The organism is Streptomyces sp. NPDC043176, from assembly GCF_056436715.1.
The window spans coordinates 25,114-41,206 of record NZ_JBWKCA010000014.1; the positions used below are offsets into that span (position 1 = coordinate 25,114).

A 16,093-nucleotide genomic window follows, 5' to 3' on the forward strand; every position below is an offset into this window, starting at 1 on the left:
GGCCATGCGCTCCGTCACTGTCGTAGGCCATCGCGGCGACCCGTACCGCGCCCGTGAGAACACGCTCCCCTCGATCGCGTCGGCGATCGAGCGGGGGGCGGACGCCGTGGAGATCGACGTCCGGCTGACCGGGGACGGCGTGCCCGTCCTCCTGCACGACGACACCCTGAAGCGGCTGTGGGGCCACGACCGGCCCCTGGCCTCCCTCTCGTACGAGCAGGTGCGCGAGCTGACGCGCGGCGGGGTGCCGACCCTGCGCCAGGCGCTGCTCGCCGCCGGGGAGCACCGGCTGATGCTGGACCTGCCGGGCGGGAACGAGGACTCGGTCCGCAAGATCGTCGGCACGGTCCGCGAGTGCGGCGCCGGCGAGCGGGTCTACTACTGCGCCGGGGCGGTCGCCATGCTCCAGGTGCGGGCCGCCGACCCGGCCGCCGAGATCGCGTTGACCTGGACCACGCTCGCCCCGCCCCGGCCGGTGCTGCTGGGCGCGGTGCGGCCGAGGTGGCTCAACTACCGCTTCGGCCTGGTGAGTCGGGAGCTGAGCGAGCGGGCGCACCGGGACGGGCTGCTGGTCTCCTCCTGGACGGCGGACACCCGGCGCACCATGCGTAAGCTGATCTTGAACGGGGTGGACGCCATCACCACGAACCGCGTCGACGCCCTCTCCGCCGTCCTGCGAAAGGCTCACGCGTGAACGACCGGATCCGGACCGACATCGCCCACAACGCCCGGGTGTGGAACTACTGGCTCGGCGGCAAGGACAACTACCCGGTGGACCGCGCCGTCGGCGACCGGGTCACCGGCTTCTACCCGAGCATCGGCGAAGTCGCCCGCGCGGACCGCGCCTTCCTGGGCCGGGCCGTCACCCATCTCGCCACCGACGCGGGCGTCCGCCAGTTCCTCGACATCGGTACGGGCCTGCCGACCGCCGACAACACCCACGAGGTCGCCCAGCGGGCCGCCCCGGACGCCCGGATCGTCTACGTCGACAACGACCCGATCGTCCTCACCCACGCCCGCGCGCTCCTGACGAGCGCGCCGGAGGGCGTCACCGAGTACGTGGACGCGGACGCGCGGGATCCGGAGAGGATCCTCGCGTCGGCCGCCGCGACCCTCGACCTGTCCCGCCCGGTCGCGGTGCTGATGCTCGGCATCCTCAACTTCGTCCTGGACACCGACGAGGCCCGGTCGATCGTGCGGACGCTGATGGCCGCCGTCCCCTCGGGCAGCTACCTGGTCCTGACCCACCCGACGCTGGAGCCCGAGCTCGGCGGCGAGGGCAACAAGGCCGCGATGGCGTTCTGGAACGAGCACGCGACCCCGCCGATCACCGCCCGTGGCCGCGACGAGTTCACGTCCCTCCTGGACGGGCTCGACGTCCTGGAGCCGGGCGTCGTGTCGTGTGCGCGCTGGCGCCCCGAGGGGGCGGACGGGACCGTGCGCGAGGTCGCCCAGTTCGGCGCCGTCGCCCGCAAGCCGTAATGGGCATACGGGGGGAGCTGCACAGCCGCCGGGAGCACCTGCGGGACTGGGGCACGGCGAACCCGTGGGCGGTGGACATCGGGATCGCACTGCTCGTGCAGGCTGCGGTGACGATGCCGTTCGTGGTGCCGCGCGGGCCGGAGCTCGAACCGGCGACCTGGCCCGCGTACGGCCTGACGACGCTGACGGTGCTGCCGCTGGTCTGGCGCCGGCGTGCGCCGCTCGCCGTCCTGCTCGCCGTCCTGGCCGCGAGCGCGCTGTACACGCTGGCCCTGGAGGGGCCGGGGCAGCCGCTGCCGTACACCGGGCTGGTCAGCGTCTACACGATCGCCGCGCTCTCACCGGCGTGGCAGCGGCTCACGACGGCGGCGCTGCTCGTGGTCGCCGTGCCGGCCTCGGTGTGGCTCAACACCCGGTCGGCGCGCGAACTGACCTTCTCGCTCTTCGTGTTCGCCGCCGCGTACGTCTTCGGCCGGCTCCAGGACGCCCGACAGCGGGCGCACCGGATCGAGGCCGAGCAGGCCGCCGCGCGCGAACGGGCCCGGATCGCCCGGGAGATGCACGACATCCTGTCGCACGCGGTGAGCCTGATGGTCGTGCAGGCCGAGGCCGGACCGGTGGCGGTACGGGCGGCTCCCGCGCGCGCCGAGGCCGCTTTCGAGGCGATCTCCGAGACCGGCCGGGAGGCGATGGCCCAGCTGCGCCACATGCTGGGGGTGCTGCGCGAGGGCGACGAGGGCGCGGCCCCCCGGCGGCCCCAGCCGGACCTCGCCGGCATCCCCGACCTGGTGGCACGGGTGCGGGCCGGCGGCCTGGCCGTCGGCTACGAGACGGAGGGCGGGGTACGGGCCCTGCCGGCGGCGACCGGCGCGAGCGCGTACCGGATCGTCCAGGAGGCGCTGACGAACGTGGTCAAGCACGCCCAGGCCCGCCGGGCCGACGTCCGGCTGGCCTACGGGGACGGCGTCCTGCGCGTCACCGTGACGGACGACGGGCGCGGCCCGCGGCCGGGCTCCGGCGGGCACGGCCTGGTGGGCATCCGGGAGCGGGCGGCCGCCCACGGCGGGACGGCGGCGACGGGTCCCGGCCCGGCCGGCCGGGGATTCGAGGTGCGGGTGCTGCTGCCCGTGCCGTCCGGGACGGAGACGGCGGAGGCGGGGAGATGACGATCCGGGTGGTGGTGGCGGACGACCAGGAACTGGTCCGCAGCGGGTTCGCGATGATCCTGGACGCGCAGCCGGACATCGAGGTGGTCGCGGAGGCCGGGGACGGGGCGGAGGCCGTCGAGGCGGTGCGGCGGCTCGCGCCGGACGTGGCACTGCTCGACATCCGGATGCCCCGGACCGACGGCATCGAGGCGTGCCGGGCGATCAGCGCGGAGTCCGGCTGCCGGACGGTGATCCTGACGACCTTCGACACCGACGCGTACGTGTACGAGGCGCTGCACGCGGGGGCGAGCGGTTTCCTCCTCAAGGACGTGCGCCGGGACGACCTGGTGCACGCGGTGCGGGTGGTGGCGGCGGGCGACTCGCTGCTCGCGCCCTCGGTGGCCCGGCGGCTCGTGGAGCAGTACACCGCGGGCGGGCCGCGGGGCACGGCCCCGGCCCCCGACCCTCGGCTCGACGTGCTGACCGGCCGCGAGCGGGAGACGCTGCTGCTGTTGGCGCGGGGGCTGTCGAACGCGGAGATCGCGGCGGAACTGGTGGTCAGCGACCACACGGTGAAGACGCACGTGGGGAACGTCCTCGCCAAGCTGGGGCTGCGCGACCGGATCCAGGCGGTGATCTGCGCGTACGAGACGGGGCTCGTGTCGGCGGGCTCTCCCCCGCCCGGGGGAGGCGGGTAGCCCCGTCCTCCCCCGGGTCGGCGAGGAACCGGTCCTCCGAAGACCGCCGGCGCGGGCGATCCGCGGATCGCCGCCGGTCAGCAGGATGGAGCCATCGAGAACAACGGCTCACACCACCGGAGTTGACCATGAGGAAGTCCACCCGCACGCTGCTCGCCGCCGCCCTGGCCCTGGGCGTCGCCTCCGGGCCGTCCCTCGCCCCGGCCTTCGCGGCGGCACCCCCGGCGGCGGCCCCGGTGTCCGCGCCGTCGAGCCCGGACCTGAGCGCGGTGATCGCCGGTCTGCCGCGTGCCGACGCGACGGCGGCGCTGGTCCGGGTGGGCGGCACCGAGGGCTCCTGGCAGGGCGGTGCGGGCGTGCACGACCTGGAGACCGGGGCCCCCGCGGACCCGGCCGCCCGCTTCCGGGCCGGTTCGGTGACGAAGGTGTTCACGGCGGCGACCGTCCTCCAGCTGGCCGCCGAGGGCCGGATCGACCTGGACCGCACGGCCCGCTCGTACCTGCCGGACCTGGTTCCCGGCCGGTACGCGACGGTGACCGTGCGCCAGCTCCTGAACCACACGCACGGCATCCCGGCCGCCGTCATGCCGGGCGGGACCGTGGAGGAGTGGTACGCGAACCGGTTCGTCGTCCACAGCCCGCGCGAGATGGTCCGTTCGGCGACGGCGCAGCCGCGCGAGTTCCGGCCCGGGACCCGGCAGCACTACCTGAACATCAGCTACACGGTCGCGGGCCTGATCGTGGAGCGGGTCACCGGCGACACGTACGAGCGGCAGGTGGAGCGCCGGATCCTGCGGCCGCTCGGTCTGCGGGACACGTACTTCCCCGGCGAGGCGGCCGGGATCACCGGGCCGTACAACCACGGCTACCAGACCATGCGGCTCGACGACGGCACGACGGGGCTCCGTGACGTCTCGGTGTGGGGGGTGACGGACGGCTGGGCAGCCGGCGACATCGTGTCGACCACCGCCGACCTGGAGCGCTTCACCCGGGCCCTGTTCGCGGGCCGGGTGGTGCGCGGCCCCCTCCTGGAGGAGATGTTCACCCTGCCGAAGGTGACCGACCTGAAGTCGGGCGAGCCGGCCGCGTTCGCCGCCGGCCTGTCCATGAAGCGGCTCGGCGGGCGCGAGGTGTGGGGCAAGACCGGCGGCCGCTGGGGGTACAACACGGCCATCGCCTCGACCCGCGACGGCTCGCGCACCCTCGTCTACAGCGTCAACGCCACGGACGCCAAGGGCCAGGGCACGAACCGCACCGCCCTGGGCCTGATGGTGGCGGCCTACGGCCTGCCCGACCAGGGGGCGTCTCCCCGACCGGCCGGATCAGCGGGCCCGGCGTGATCGGCGGGACACCCCCTCCCGGGACTCAGGCGGGCACGGCGGCGCCCGTCGGGGCGGGCGCGGTCTCCAGGCGCTTGATCATCCGGCGTACGTGGAGCAGCGGCAGGATGCCGATGACGCCGAACGACATGTCGATGACCGACCACCAGAAGGGGATGCCCCGGACCGGGCCGCAGATCAGGGCGAGCGGGATGACGCCGACGCAGGCGATCATCCCGAACTCGACGACCCAGATGTTGCGGACGGGGTCGCGGTACACGCCGTAGAAGGCGACCGCGATGACGAGGTGTGCGAAGGCCAGCCAGTCGGTGCCGTAGAGGACGTACGGGGCACCCCGGTCGGTGGCCTCGACGCCGTCCCGCACCCGGTGGATCCACTCGGCGAGGCCGGGGAGCAGATCGGCCACGGGCGCGGCCCAGCCGGTCAACGCGGAGTCGAGGAAGCGGAGTTCGGTCACGAGCGGGAAGGCGGTGGCCCCGCTCAGGACCAGGCAGACGACGAAGACGACCAGCCACACACGGATGCTCCTGAGAAGGGCTCTCGGCCCGTTCGTGTCGTTCACGGGGACAGCGTACGCCCCTCTTGAACATGTTCAGAAACAGGGTGCGAGTCTCCGCGCGACGGCGTGCGACACCGCCGTCGTCGCGTCCTTCGCACCTCACAGCCCGACGATCGCGTTCCACCTCTTCGCGAACTCCTGGCGCTCGCCGGCGCCGATGTCCCGGGCGATGGCGAGCCGGCCCCGCATGGCGGCGTCGGGGAAGATCAGCGGGTCCTCGGCGAGGGCCGCGAGCTCCTCGTCGCCGGAGTCGGCGAGGACGGCCTGGGCGGCCGGCACCGGGCAGACGTAGTTGACCCAGGCGGCGAGCTCGGCGGCGACCTCGGGCTCGTAGTAGTAGTCGACGAGCTTCTCCGCGTTGCCCTTGTGCTGGGCGAGGTTGGGGATCAGCAGCGACTCGGCCCAGAGCTCGGCACCCTCCTCGGGGACGACGAACTCGATGTCCGGGTTGTCGGCCTGGAGCTGGATGACGTCACCCGAGTAGGCCTGACAGGCCAGCACGTCCCCGGTGGAGAGGTCCTTGATGTAGTCGTTGCCGGTGAAGCGCCGGATGTGGCGCGCCCGGACGAGCCCCTCGACCTGCTCGCACAGGGTGTGGAAGTCGTCGGCGGTCCAGCGGGTCACGTCGACGCCGTTGCCCATCATGAGCAGCGCGAACGACTCGTCGAGCCCGGAGAGCAGGGTGACCTTGCCGCGCAGGTCGTCGGCCCAGAGGTCCCTGGTCGAGCGGAGCTCGCGGCCGAGCTTCCTCCGGTCGTACGCGATGCCGGTGATCCCGGACTGCCAGGGCACGCTGTGCAGCCGGCCCGGGTCGAAGGAGGGCGAGCGGAGCTGCGGGCCCAAGTGCCGCGCGACGTTCGGCTGCGCGGCCCGGTCCATCTCCTGGACCCAGCCGAGGCGGACGAAGCGGGCGGCCATCCAGTCGCTGACGACGATCAGGTCGCGGCCCGTCACCTGGCCGTTCATGAGGGACGGGCCGATCTTGCCGAAGAACTCGTCGTTGTCGTTGATCTCCTCGGTGTACCGGACGGAGATCCCGGTGCGCTCCCGGAAGGCGTTCAGGGTGGGGCGCCTGGACGTGTCGTCGTCGTCGGTGTCGATGTACAGCGGCCAGTTGGCGAAGTCGACCGTCCGGTCCCGCGCGGACAGGTCCCGCCCGGCCCGCTCGCCCTCGTCGACGTAGGCCGGGGGCACTCCGCAGCCGGCGAGCAGGGCCGCGGCCCCGACGCCGCCGGCGCCGCGCAGCAGGGACCGGCGGGACACGTGGTTGCTGACTGTCGCTCTCACCCGGTCAGCATCCCGGCCGCCCGCCACCTGCGGCAATGGACGGTCCGTCGAGCGACGGCGCGCGGCCCCGACACCCTGTCGATCAAGGTGTCGGGGCCGCGCGGGGGTCCGGGACGGGATCAGCCCAGGGAGGTCATGACGTGCTTGATGCGCGTGTAGTCCTCGAAGCCGTAGGCGGAGAGGTCCTTGCCGTAGCCGGACTTCTTGTAACCGCCGTGGGGCATCTCGGCGACCAGCGGGATGTGGGTGTTGATCCACACGCAGCCGAAGTCGAGGGACTTGGACATGCGCATCGCGCGCGCGTGGTCCTTGGTCCAGACGGAGGAGGCGAGGGCGTACTCGACGCCGTTCGCGAACTCCAGGGCCTGGGCCTCGTCCGAGAAGGACTGGACGGTGATGACCGGGCCGAAGACCTCGTTCTGGACGATCTCGTCGTCCTGCTTGAGGCCGGAGACGACGGTCGGGGCGTAGAAGTAGCCCTTGTCGCCGACGCGGTGGCCGCCGGCCTCGACCTTGGCGTGGGCCGGGAGGCGCTCGATGAAGCCGGTGACCTGCTTCAGCTGGTTGGCGTTGTTGAGCGGGCCGTACAGCACGTCCTCGTCGTCCGGCTGGCCGGTCTTCGTCTCGGCGGCGGCCTTCGCCAGCTGCGTCACGAACTCGTCGTGGATCGACTCGTGGACCAGGACGCGGGTGGCGGCCGTGCAGTCCTGGCCGGCGTTGAAGAAGCCGGCGACCGAGATGTCCTCGACGGCCTTCTCGATGTCGGTGTCCTCGAAGACCACGACGGGGGCCTTGCCGCCCAGCTCCAGGTGGACGCGCTTGACGTCCTTGGCCGCCGACTCGGCGACCTGCATGCCGGCGCGGACGGAACCGGTGATGGACGCCATGGCCGGGGTCGGGTGCTCGACCATGGCCTTGCCCGTCTCGCGGTCGCCGCAGACGACGTTGAAGACGCCCTTGGGCACGATCTGCCCGATGATCTCGGCCATCAGGACGGTCGACGCGGGGGTCGTGTCCGAGGGCTTGAGGACGACGGTGTTGCCCGCGGCGAGGGCCGGGGCGAACTTCCACACGGCCATCATCATCGGGTAGTTCCACGGCGCCACCTGGGCGCAGACGCCGACCGGCTCGCGACGGACGATGGAGGTCATGCCCTCCATGTACTCGCCGGCCGAGCGGCCCTCGAGCAGCCGGGCGGCACCCGCGAAGAAGCGGATCTGGTCCACCATCGGCGGGATCTCCTCGCTCGCGGTGAGGGCGACCGGCTTGCCGGTGTTCTCGACCTCGGCGGCGATGAGCTCCTCGGCACGCTCCTCGAACGCGTCCGCGATCTTGAGCAGGACCTTCTGGCGCTCGGACGGCGTGCTGTCGCGCCAGGCGGGGAAGGCGGCCGCGGCAGCCTCCATGGCGGCGTCGACGTCGGCCTGCCCGGAGAGCGGGGAAGTGGCGTACACCTCGCCGGTGGCCGGGTTGACCACCTCGATGGTGCGGCCGTCGGCCGCGTCGCGGAACTCCCCGTTGATGTAGTTACGCAGCCGGCGCAGCTCGGTGGTCACTTGCCACCCCTCCTGTCACGTTCTGTCTTCGCACGTCCTTGTGCGGTGTCCCGATGGACGAGACACCCCAGCCTAATCGGTTCACTGACGCTTTCAACAGCCCCGACCCCCCGCAACTTCGGATTCAGTGAGATCCAGAGCTCTTCACAACGAATTTCATCAGTCTGGGCTTGCACGACAGACAATCTCGGTGCACAGTGAAGTCGTGGCCAGTCGAAGCACAGACTCCAGAACCGGAAGCGGTTCCTCCCCGACGATCGACGCCGTCTCCCTGGCGATCATCGAACAGCTCCAGGAGGACGGTCGCCGCCCCTACGCGGCGATCGGAAAGGCCGTGGGCCTCTCCGAAGCCGCCGTGAGGCAGCGCGTCCAGAAGCTGCTCGACCAGGGCGTCATGCAGATCGTCGCCGTCACCGACCCCCTCACCGTGGGTTTCCGACGGCAGGCGATGGTCGGCATCAACGTCGAGGGTGACCTGGATCCGGTCGCGGAGGCGCTCACGGCCATGGCCGAGTGCGAGTACGTGGTCATGACCGCGGGCTCCTTCGACCTGATGGTGGAGGTCGTCTGCGAGGACGACGACCACCTGCTCGATGTGATCAACAAGCGGATCCGCACCCTCCCCGGCGTGCGCTCCACCGAGAGCTTCGTGTACCTCAAGCTCAAGAAGCAGACCTATATGTGGGGAACCAGATAACCGTGACCCAGGACCTCTCCAAGACCGCCTACGACCACCTGTGGATGCACTTCACCCGCATGTCGTCGTACGAGAACTCGCCCGTTCCCACCATCGTGCGTGGCGAGGGCACCTACATCTTCGACGACAAGGGCAAGCGCTACCTCGACGGTCTCGCGGGACTCTTCGTGGTCAACGCCGGCCACGGTCGCCAGGAGCTGGCCGAGGTCGCGTACAAGCAGGCCCAGGAGCTCGCGTTCTTCCCCGTGTGGTCGTACGCGCACCCCAAGGCCGTCGAGCTGGCCGAGCGCCTGGCGCACTACGCCCCGGGCGACCTCAACAAGGTCTTCTTCACCACCGGTGGCGGCGAGGCCGTCGAGACCGCCTGGAAGCTCGCCAAGCAGTACTTCAAGCTGCAGGGCAAGCACACCAAGTACAAGGTCATCTCGCGTGCGGTCGCCTACCACGGCACCCCGCAGGGCGCCCTGTCCATCACGGGTCTGCCGGCCCTGAAGGCCCCCTTCGAGCCGCTGGTCCCCGGCGCGCACAAGGTGCCGAACACCAACATCTACCGCGCCCCGATCCACGGCGACGACCCCGAGGCCTTCGGCCGCTGGGCCGCCGACCAGATCGAGCAGCAGATCCTCTTCGAGGGCGCCGACACCGTCGCGGCCGTCTTCCTGGAGCCGGTGCAGAACGCCGGCGGCTGCTTCCCGCCGCCGCCCGGCTACTTCCAGCGCGTCCGCGAGATCTGCGACCAGTACGACGTGCTGCTCGTCTCCGACGAGACGATCTGCGCCTTCGGCCGCCTCGGCACGATGTTCGCGTGTGACAAGTTCGGCTACGTGCCGGACATGATCACCTGCGCCAAGGGCATGACCTCGGGCTACTCCCCGATCGGTGCCTGCATCGTCTCCGACCGCATCGCGGAGCCGTTCTACAAGGGCGACAACACCTTCCTGCACGGCTACACCTTCGGTGGCCACCCGGTGTCCTCGGCGGTCGCGATCGCCAACCTGGACATCTTCGACAAGGAAGGCCTGAACCAGCACGTCCTCGACCAGGAGGGCAACTTCTTCGACACCCTGAAGAAGCTGCACGACCTCCCGATCGTCGGCGACGTCCGCGGCAACGGCTTCTTCTACGGCATCGAGCTCGTCAAGGACAAGGTCACCAAGGAGTCCTTCACGGACGAGGAGACCGAGCGCGTGCTCTACGGCTTCCTCTCCAAGGCGCTCTTCGAGAACGGCCTGTACTGCCGCGCCGACGACCGTGGCGACCCGGTCATCCAGCTGGCCCCGCCGCTGATCGCCGACCAGGGCACCTTCGACGAGATCGAGGGAATCCTGCGCTCGGTGCTCACCGAGGCGTGGACCAAGCTGTAGGACCGAGCCGCCAGGACCGGCCGACACCGGTCCCCCGGCATCACGCCGCCCTCACGGCGTGACCCCGGCCCGGGCATGCCGCCATCCGAGTGGATGGCGGCGGCCCGGGCCGCGTGCTGTCCGTATGAGCGGATCTGAATCCTTACGGTGCCGAGTGACCCACAGGCCCGTCTCCTCGTTCCCCCGTACGGGGGAACACATCAGATCCGACATCGAGGTGTACGCGATGGCCCCACCGGACAACGACGTGCTCTGGGCGCGTTCCCTGCACTGCGCCCTCGGCGGCACGGAGGCGCTCACCGGCGTCTCCCTCGGCGTCCGCGAAGGCGAGATCCTCGCCCTCGCCGGCCCCCGCGGCAGCGGCAAGACCACCCTCATGCGCTGCCTCTCCGGCCAGCTCGTCGCCCAGCAGGGCGAGGTCTGGTTCAACAGCGGCCCGGTGCACACCCTCAGCCGCGCCCAGCGCGAACGGCTCCGCCGCGACCGCTTCGGCTGGATCGACCCCGAACCCGGACTCGTCCCCGAACTCACCGGCTGGGAGAACACCGCCCTGCCGCTGCTGCTCCGCGGGGTCTCCCACCGGGCCGCGAAGACCGCCGCCCTGGAATGGCTCGACCGGCTCGACATCGGCGCCGCCGCCCGCAGACGGCCGCACGCCCTCACCCAGTCCCAACGCCAGCGGATCGCGATCGCCCGCGCCCTCGTCACCACCCCCTCGGTGCTCTTCGCCGACGAACCCACCGCCGCGCTCCACCAGGCCGACGGCGCCCAGGTCCTGCGCACCCTGACCGCCGCCGCCCGCTCCCACGGCATCAGCGTGCTCCTCGCCACCCACGACCTCGACGTCGCGGCGCTCGCCGACCGCACGGTCGCGCTCCTCGACGGACGCAGGGTGGGCACCGTACCCCCGGCGTCAGGGGCGGAGGGCGTCGCGGCGTGCTCGCTCTCCGTCTAGCCCGCGGGACCCACCCCCTCGTCCTGACGCGACGGCTCCTCGTCGCCGCCGCGGCCGCGGGGGTCGGCTTCCTCCTGCTCTGCACCCTCGGATACGCCGTCGGGCACCCCGAGCACTCCTCGGCCGCCGTGCTGCGGCTGCTGTGGTGCGCGCTGCCGCTGGCCGCCACGGTCCAGTTCGCCGTCGCGGTGGCCCGCACCGACCCCAGCACCCGGCCGCGCCCCGGACTCTCGGCGATCGGCCTCGGCCCCGCCCGGCTCACCGCGATCGCCGCCGCCTCCACGGCCATCGCCTGCACGCTCGGCTCCACGGTCGCGCTCCTGTTCTACCTGCACCTGCGGGGCGACATCACCGGCCTGCCGTTCGACGGGGCGGCCGCCGAACTGCTCGCCGCCGACCAGCCGCTGCCGCTCGCGGCCGCCCTCACACTCCTCGCGGTCCTGCCGGTCGCCGCCGCCACGGCGGCCGGCCTCGCCCTGCGACCGCGCTCGGCCGCCGAAGCACCGGAAGGCGCGGAGAAGCCGGTGCCGTCCGGGCTGCCCTGGGGGGTCGCCCTGGTAGCGGTCGGCCTCGCGGTGGAGACGTACGCGGGCCGCGGCGGCGGCGACGGCGTCCCCCTGCCCGGCCGCTTCGACGGCAGCCCGCTCGGCGTCCTCGCCGGCTGGGTCCTCACCGCGGCCGGCCTCGCGATGGCCGGCCCCGGCCTCACCCACGGCTGCGGCCGCCTCCTCCAGGCGGTCAGGCCCGGCGCCACCCGACTCCTCGCCGGCCGCGTCCTCATGGACGAGTCCCGCCGCATCGGACGCCCCCTCGGCGTCGTCAGCGCGGTCGTCTCCGGCACCCTCGCGGCCGCCACCCTCTACGCCGGGGACCGCGGCCCCGCCGCCTTCGGCCCGCTCACCGGACTCGGCGCGGCCCTCGTCCTCGCCTGCACGACCGCGACACTCCTCACGGCGGCCCTGGAGTCCAGGCAGTGCCGCACCCACACCACCGAGGCGCTCCTGCGCCTCGGCGCACCGCCCACGGTCCTGCGCACGGCGGCCCTCCTGCGGGCCGGTGTCCTGCTCGCCGTCTTCCTGCCCCTCACCTGGGCGGTGGCGCGCCTCGCCGCCCTGCCGCTCACCGGCTGAGCCGCCGGCACGAGGGGCCGCCCCACCCGGCGGCCCTATCGTGGGCCCATGGCGACGCTCCCCCCGGCCCACCGCCCGCCCGGCCCCCGCGGGCACGGCCACGAGATCCACACGCTCGACGAGTTCGACGCGGCGCTCGCCCGTCCCGGCTCCCTCACCGGCCTCCGGATCCAGTCGCTCGACCTGACCGACCGGACCTTCGCCCTGCTCTCCGCGACCACCGCCGACGCCGTCTTCCTCGGCTGCCCCATGCAGCCCGAGGCCGCCGCCAAGGTCCGCGCCGACGGGGCACTCGTCTTCCCGCCCGTGCCCGACCTGCCCTTCGACCCCTACCGGGCACGGCTCTACACCCCGGGGGAACTCTTCGAGGGACTCGCGACCGAGGGGTACGAGGGCACCCCGGACGCGCGCGCGTACGCCTGGTTCGGCCGCACCAGGGCCGACGGCGACATCCTCTCCTCGATGCTCCGCGCGCTCCACGACGACGCCGTCTCCGACGCCCTCGACGAACTCCTCGACGGGGCCCGCGTCGTCGGCGTCATGGGCGGCCACGCGATGGGCCGGGGCACCGAGGCGTACGCGGGCGCCGCCCGGCTCGGCCGGTCCCTCGCCCGCGCCGGCCTCACCGTCGCCACCGGCGGCGGACCGGGCGCGATGGAGGCCGCGAACCTCGGCGCCTACCTGGCCCCTTTCCCCGACCCCGCCCTGGCCGAGGCCCTCGCGCTGCTCGCCGAGGTCCCCTCCTTCGTCCCCTCGGTGACGGAGTGGGCCCGCGCCGCCTTCCGCGTCCGCGACCGGCTCCCCGACGGCGGCGACTCGGTCGCCATCCCCACCTGGTTCTACGGCCACGAACCGCCGAACCCCTTCGCCGCGCACATCGCGAAGTACTTCGCCAACGCGCTGCGCGAGGACGGCCTCCTCGCCCGCTCCACCGCCGGCGTCGTCTTCCTCCCCGGCGCCGCCGGCACCGTCCAGGAGATCTTCGCCGACGCCACCCCCCACTACTACGAGTCCCCCGGCACCCCCGCCCCGATGGTCCTCGTCGACCGCGCCCACTGGACCGAACGCCTCCCCGCCTGGCCCCTCCTGCGCGCCCTGGCCGCAGGCCGCCCCATGGCGACCCGCATCGCCCTGGTCGACTCGATCGACGAGGCCCCGGCGGCGCTGGAACGACTCTCGAAGGAGGAGAAGGAGCAGGGGATGTCCTGGAGGTCCGGCCCGACCGGCAGGACCTAGGGGGCGTCCCCCGCGCCCGCCAGCACCACCACGTCCTCCACCCGGAACTCGACGGCGACCTCGGCCCCCTCGTCCGGTGCCTCCCGCAGCGGGAGCTCGGCCTCCAGGGCGGGGCCGGCCGCCGGGCGGAGGCGTACGGCGACCCGGTCGCCGCGGAAGGTCCGGGACTCGACCGTCCAGGCCGGCCCGTCCCCCGCGAGCCGTACCCCGCCGGGGCGGACGAGCAGGCGGCGGTCGCCCTGCGGGGAGCCGTCCGGCACGGGCACCTGGCCCCAGGCGGTCCGCGCGAGGGTGCCGGTGACCCGGGCCGCCACCACGTTGTCGAAGCCGAGGAAGCGGGCGACGAACTCCGAGGCGGGGCGGGACCACACGTCGACGGGGGTGCCTGACTGGGCGATCCGCCCGTCACGCATCACGACGACCCGGTCGGCGAGGGCGAAGGCCTCTCCCTGGTCGTGGGTGACGGCCAGGACGGTCGTCCCGAGCCGTCCGAAGAGCTGCCGCAGCTCGACGACGAGCCGCTCGCGCAGGCCTCGGTCGAGCTGGCCGAGGGGCTCGTCGAGCATGAGCAGCCGGGGCCGGGGCGCGAGCGCGCGGGCGAGCGCCACCCGCTGCTGTTCGCCGCCGGACAGCGCGGCGACGGACCGCCGCTCGGCACCGGGCAGGCCGACGAGGTCGAGCAGCTCCCCCACCCGCTCGCCCTGCTCCGCCTTCGCGGCCCCCCGCATGCGGAGCCCGAAGGCGACGTTGCCGCCCACGTCCCGCTGCGGGAACAGCTGGTGGTCCTGGAACATCAGCCCGACGCCCCGCCGGTGCACCGGCACCCCCGCCTGGTCGGCGCCGGCGAGCCGCACCCGGCCGCCGTCGAGCGGCTGGAGCCCGGCGACGGCCCGCAGCAGCGTGGACTTGCCGCTGCCGCTGGGGCCGAGGACGCACACGATCTCGTGCTCGGCGACCTCCAGGTCCACGGCGTCGAGCACCGCCCGCTCCCCGAACCGTACGGTCGCGTCCTCGATCGAAAGCATCAGAACTCCCCGGAGGTCCGGTCGGTGCGCAGCCGTTCGAGCAGCAGCAGGGACACCGCGCACACCACCATCAGAAGGGTCGAGAGGGCCATCGCCTGGCCGTAGTTGAGCTCGCCCGGCCGGCCGAGCAGCCGGGCCATCGCCACCGGCAGCGTCGGGCTGTCGGGCCGGGCGATGAAGACGGTCGCGCCGAACTCGCCCAGCGAGACGGCGAAGGCGAACCCGGCGGCGATGAGCAGCGCCCGCCGCACCATCGGCAGGTCGACCTCCCGCCAGGCCCGCCACGGCGAGGCGCCGAGCACGGCCGCCGCCTCCCGCAGCCGCTCGTCCACGGCCCGCAGGACCGGCAGCATGGTCCGTACGACGAAGGGGACCCCGACGAGCGCCTGCGCGAGGGGGACGAGGATCCAGCTGGCCCGCAGGTCGAACGGCGGCTCGTCGAGCGTGATGAGGAAACCGAAGCCGACGGTGACGGCGGAGACCCCGAGCGGCAGCATCAGGAGCGCGTCGAAGCCGCGGACGAGCCGTCCCGCCCGCCGGGTGAGGGCGGCCGCGGCGAGCCCGCCGATCACCACGGCGATCGCGGTGGCGGCCACGGCGTACCGCAGCGAGTTCTCGATCGCCTCCAGCGGCGGCACCAGGAACGTGCCGCTCTCGTCGAGCGAACCGAGGGCCCGGTAGTACCCGAGGCCGTACCCGCCGGGCCCGGCGAACGAGCGCTCCACCAGGACGCCGAGGGGCAGCAGGATCAGCAGCGCCACGGAGAGCAGCACTCCCGCGAGCAGCGTCCACTGCCCCGCCCCGCGGGGCCGGCGGGCGGTGCGCTCCGGGGACACGAGCCGCAGCGCGGTCTCGCGTCGCCGTACCGTCCACGCGTGCACGCCGAGGATCGCGCCGACCGCGGCGAACTGCACGAGCGTGAGCACGGCGGCCGTCCGCAGGTCGAGCAGCCGGGCGGTCTGGCGGTAGATCTCCGCCTCCAGGGTGGAGTACGCGTCCCCGCCGAGGATCTGCACGACACCGAAGGAGGTGAAGGTGAAGAGGAACACCATGAGCGCGGCCGCCGACACCGCCGGCACCAGCGCGGGCAGCGTCACCGTCCGCCAGGCCGTCCAGCGCGAGGCGCCGAGGACCCGGGCGGCCTCCTCCTGGCGCGGGTCGAGCTGGGACCAGAGCCCGCCGACGGTCCGTACGACCACGGCGTAGTTGAAGAAGACGTGGGCGAGGAGGATCGCCCACACACTGGTGTCGAGCCGCAGTCCCCACAGCTCGTCCGTGAGCCCGCCGCGTCCGACGACCGCGAGGAACGCGGTGCCGACCAGCACGGTCGGCAGCACGAACGGCACCGTGACGACGGCCCGCAGCACGTTCTTCCCGGGGAAGTCGAAGCGGGCGAACACGTACGCCCCCGGCAGCGCCACGAGCAGCGTCAGCGCCGTCGAGGCGAGGGCCTGCCACGCGGTGAAGCCGAGCACGTCGAGGATGTCGGGCCGGCTCAGCGTCTCGCCGATCCGCCCGAGGTCCCAGCTGCCGTCGGGCCGCAGCCCGCGCTCCACGATGGACGCGACGGGCCAGGCGAAGAAGACGCCGAAGAACGCGACGGGCAGGGCCATCAG

Annotated in this window: 15 protein-coding genes; 10 read left to right on the forward strand and 5 right to left on the reverse strand. The window is 73.1% G+C overall.

Going from position 1 to position 16,093, the window contains the following annotated elements:
* Positions 1–4 precede the first annotated feature (4 nt).
* The 5 genes from AC067A_RS22890 (at position 5) to AC067A_RS22910 (ending at position 4,668) form a co-directional block, all read left to right on the forward strand.
* Positions 5–694: a glycerophosphodiester phosphodiesterase gene (locus tag AC067A_RS22890; RefSeq protein WP_479244342.1), complete on the forward strand. Its 690-nt coding sequence runs from the start codon at positions 5–7 to the stop codon at positions 692–694.
* Positions 691–1,482, forward strand: a complete 792-nt coding sequence (locus AC067A_RS22895) for an SAM-dependent methyltransferase (protein ID WP_479244343.1) — start codon at positions 691–693, stop codon at positions 1,480–1,482. Before AC067A_RS22890 ends, AC067A_RS22895 begins: the two co-directional genes overlap by 4 nt.
* Positions 1,482–2,648, forward strand: a complete 1,167-nt coding sequence (locus AC067A_RS22900) for a sensor histidine kinase (protein ID WP_479244344.1) — start codon at positions 1,482–1,484, stop codon at positions 2,646–2,648. The genes AC067A_RS22895 and AC067A_RS22900 overlap by 1 nt, the downstream gene beginning before the upstream one ends.
* Positions 2,645–3,328, forward strand: coding sequence for a response regulator (locus AC067A_RS22905; RefSeq protein WP_479244345.1), 684 nt, complete (start codon positions 2,645–2,647; stop codon positions 3,326–3,328). The genes AC067A_RS22900 and AC067A_RS22905 overlap by 4 nt, the downstream gene beginning before the upstream one ends.
* 128 nt (positions 3,329–3,456) lie before the next feature.
* A complete protein-coding gene (locus AC067A_RS22910; protein ID WP_479244346.1) occupies positions 3,457–4,668 on the forward strand; it encodes a serine hydrolase domain-containing protein in 1,212 nt (403 codons plus the stop codon).
* 25 nt (positions 4,669–4,693) lie between these two features.
* Here AC067A_RS22910 and AC067A_RS22915 read toward each other — a convergent pair whose 3' ends face one another.
* From AC067A_RS22915 to AC067A_RS22925, 3 genes are all read right to left on the reverse strand, one after another.
* The gene (locus AC067A_RS22915) at positions 4,694–5,230 is read right to left on the reverse strand and encodes a hypothetical protein (RefSeq protein ID WP_479244347.1); all 537 of its coding nucleotides are present in this window, start codon (positions 5,228–5,230) and stop codon (positions 4,694–4,696) included.
* Positions 5,231–5,326: 96 nt separating this feature from the next.
* Positions 5,327–6,490 (reverse strand): polyamine ABC transporter substrate-binding protein, encoded by a 1,164-nt coding sequence (locus tag AC067A_RS22920; protein ID WP_479244456.1) that lies wholly within the window; start codon positions 6,488–6,490, stop codon positions 5,327–5,329.
* Between the two features lie 143 nt (positions 6,491–6,633).
* Entirely contained in the window at positions 6,634–8,070 is a 1,437-nt protein-coding gene (locus tag AC067A_RS22925) for a gamma-aminobutyraldehyde dehydrogenase (protein WP_479244348.1), read from the reverse strand.
* Between the two features lie 190 nt (positions 8,071–8,260).
* On the opposite strand from AC067A_RS22925, the gene AC067A_RS22930 reads away from it, so the two are divergent.
* The 5 genes from AC067A_RS22930 (at position 8,261) to AC067A_RS22950 (ending at position 13,452) form a co-directional block, all read left to right on the forward strand.
* Positions 8,261–8,767 (forward strand): Lrp/AsnC family transcriptional regulator, encoded by a 507-nt coding sequence (locus AC067A_RS22930; RefSeq protein WP_037629050.1) that lies wholly within the window; start codon positions 8,261–8,263, stop codon positions 8,765–8,767.
* Positions 8,752–10,131 (forward strand): aspartate aminotransferase family protein, encoded by a 1,380-nt coding sequence (locus AC067A_RS22935; RefSeq protein WP_479244349.1) that lies wholly within the window; start codon positions 8,752–8,754, stop codon positions 10,129–10,131. Before AC067A_RS22930 ends, AC067A_RS22935 begins: the two co-directional genes overlap by 16 nt.
* A 226-nt stretch (positions 10,132–10,357) precedes the next feature.
* The gene (locus AC067A_RS22940; RefSeq protein ID WP_479244457.1) at positions 10,358–11,086 is read left to right on the forward strand and encodes an ABC transporter ATP-binding protein; all 729 of its coding nucleotides are present in this window, start codon (positions 10,358–10,360) and stop codon (positions 11,084–11,086) included.
* Positions 11,068–12,216, forward strand: a complete 1,149-nt coding sequence (locus AC067A_RS22945) for a hypothetical protein (RefSeq protein ID WP_479244350.1) — start codon at positions 11,068–11,070, stop codon at positions 12,214–12,216. The genes AC067A_RS22940 and AC067A_RS22945 overlap by 19 nt, the downstream gene beginning before the upstream one ends.
* A gap of 48 nt (positions 12,217–12,264) precedes the next feature.
* Positions 12,265–13,452, forward strand: a complete 1,188-nt coding sequence (locus AC067A_RS22950; RefSeq protein WP_479244351.1) for an LOG family protein — start codon at positions 12,265–12,267, stop codon at positions 13,450–13,452.
* Here the strand turns inward: AC067A_RS22950 and AC067A_RS22955 are convergent.
* Positions 13,449–14,477, reverse strand: coding sequence for an ABC transporter ATP-binding protein (locus AC067A_RS22955; RefSeq protein WP_479244352.1), 1,029 nt, complete (start codon positions 14,475–14,477; stop codon positions 13,449–13,451). The two genes, AC067A_RS22950 and AC067A_RS22955, sit on opposite strands and share 4 nt — an antisense overlap.
* Positions 14,477–16,090, reverse strand: coding sequence for an ABC transporter permease (locus tag AC067A_RS22960; RefSeq protein ID WP_479244458.1), 1,614 nt, complete (start codon positions 16,088–16,090; stop codon positions 14,477–14,479). Before AC067A_RS22960 ends, AC067A_RS22955 begins: the two co-directional genes overlap by 1 nt.
* Positions 16,091–16,093 lie beyond the last annotated feature (3 nt).

Excerpts from the sequence above, each read along its gene's own strand:
- AC067A_RS22900 (WP_479244344.1), top strand. The coding sequence starts at position 1,482 with ATGGGCATACGGGGGGAGCTGCACAGCCGCCGGGAGCACCTGCGGGAC.
- AC067A_RS22890 (WP_479244342.1), top strand. The coding sequence starts at position 5 with ATGCGCTCCGTCACTGTCGTAGGCCATCGCGGCGACCCGTACCGCGCC.
- AC067A_RS22905 (WP_479244345.1), top strand. The coding sequence starts at position 2,645 with ATGACGATCCGGGTGGTGGTGGCGGACGACCAGGAACTGGTCCGCAGC.
- AC067A_RS22910 (WP_479244346.1), top strand. The coding sequence starts at position 3,457 with ATGAGGAAGTCCACCCGCACGCTGCTCGCCGCCGCCCTGGCCCTGGGC.
- AC067A_RS22960 (WP_479244458.1), bottom strand. The coding sequence starts at position 16,090 with ATGGCCCTGCCCGTCGCGTTCTTCGGCGTCTTCTTCGCCTGGCCCGTC.
- AC067A_RS22950 (WP_479244351.1), top strand. The coding sequence starts at position 12,265 with ATGGCGACGCTCCCCCCGGCCCACCGCCCGCCCGGCCCCCGCGGGCAC.
- AC067A_RS22940 (WP_479244457.1), top strand. The coding sequence starts at position 10,358 with ATGGCCCCACCGGACAACGACGTGCTCTGGGCGCGTTCCCTGCACTGC.
- AC067A_RS22955 (WP_479244352.1), bottom strand. The coding sequence starts at position 14,477 with ATGCTTTCGATCGAGGACGCGACCGTACGGTTCGGGGAGCGGGCGGTG.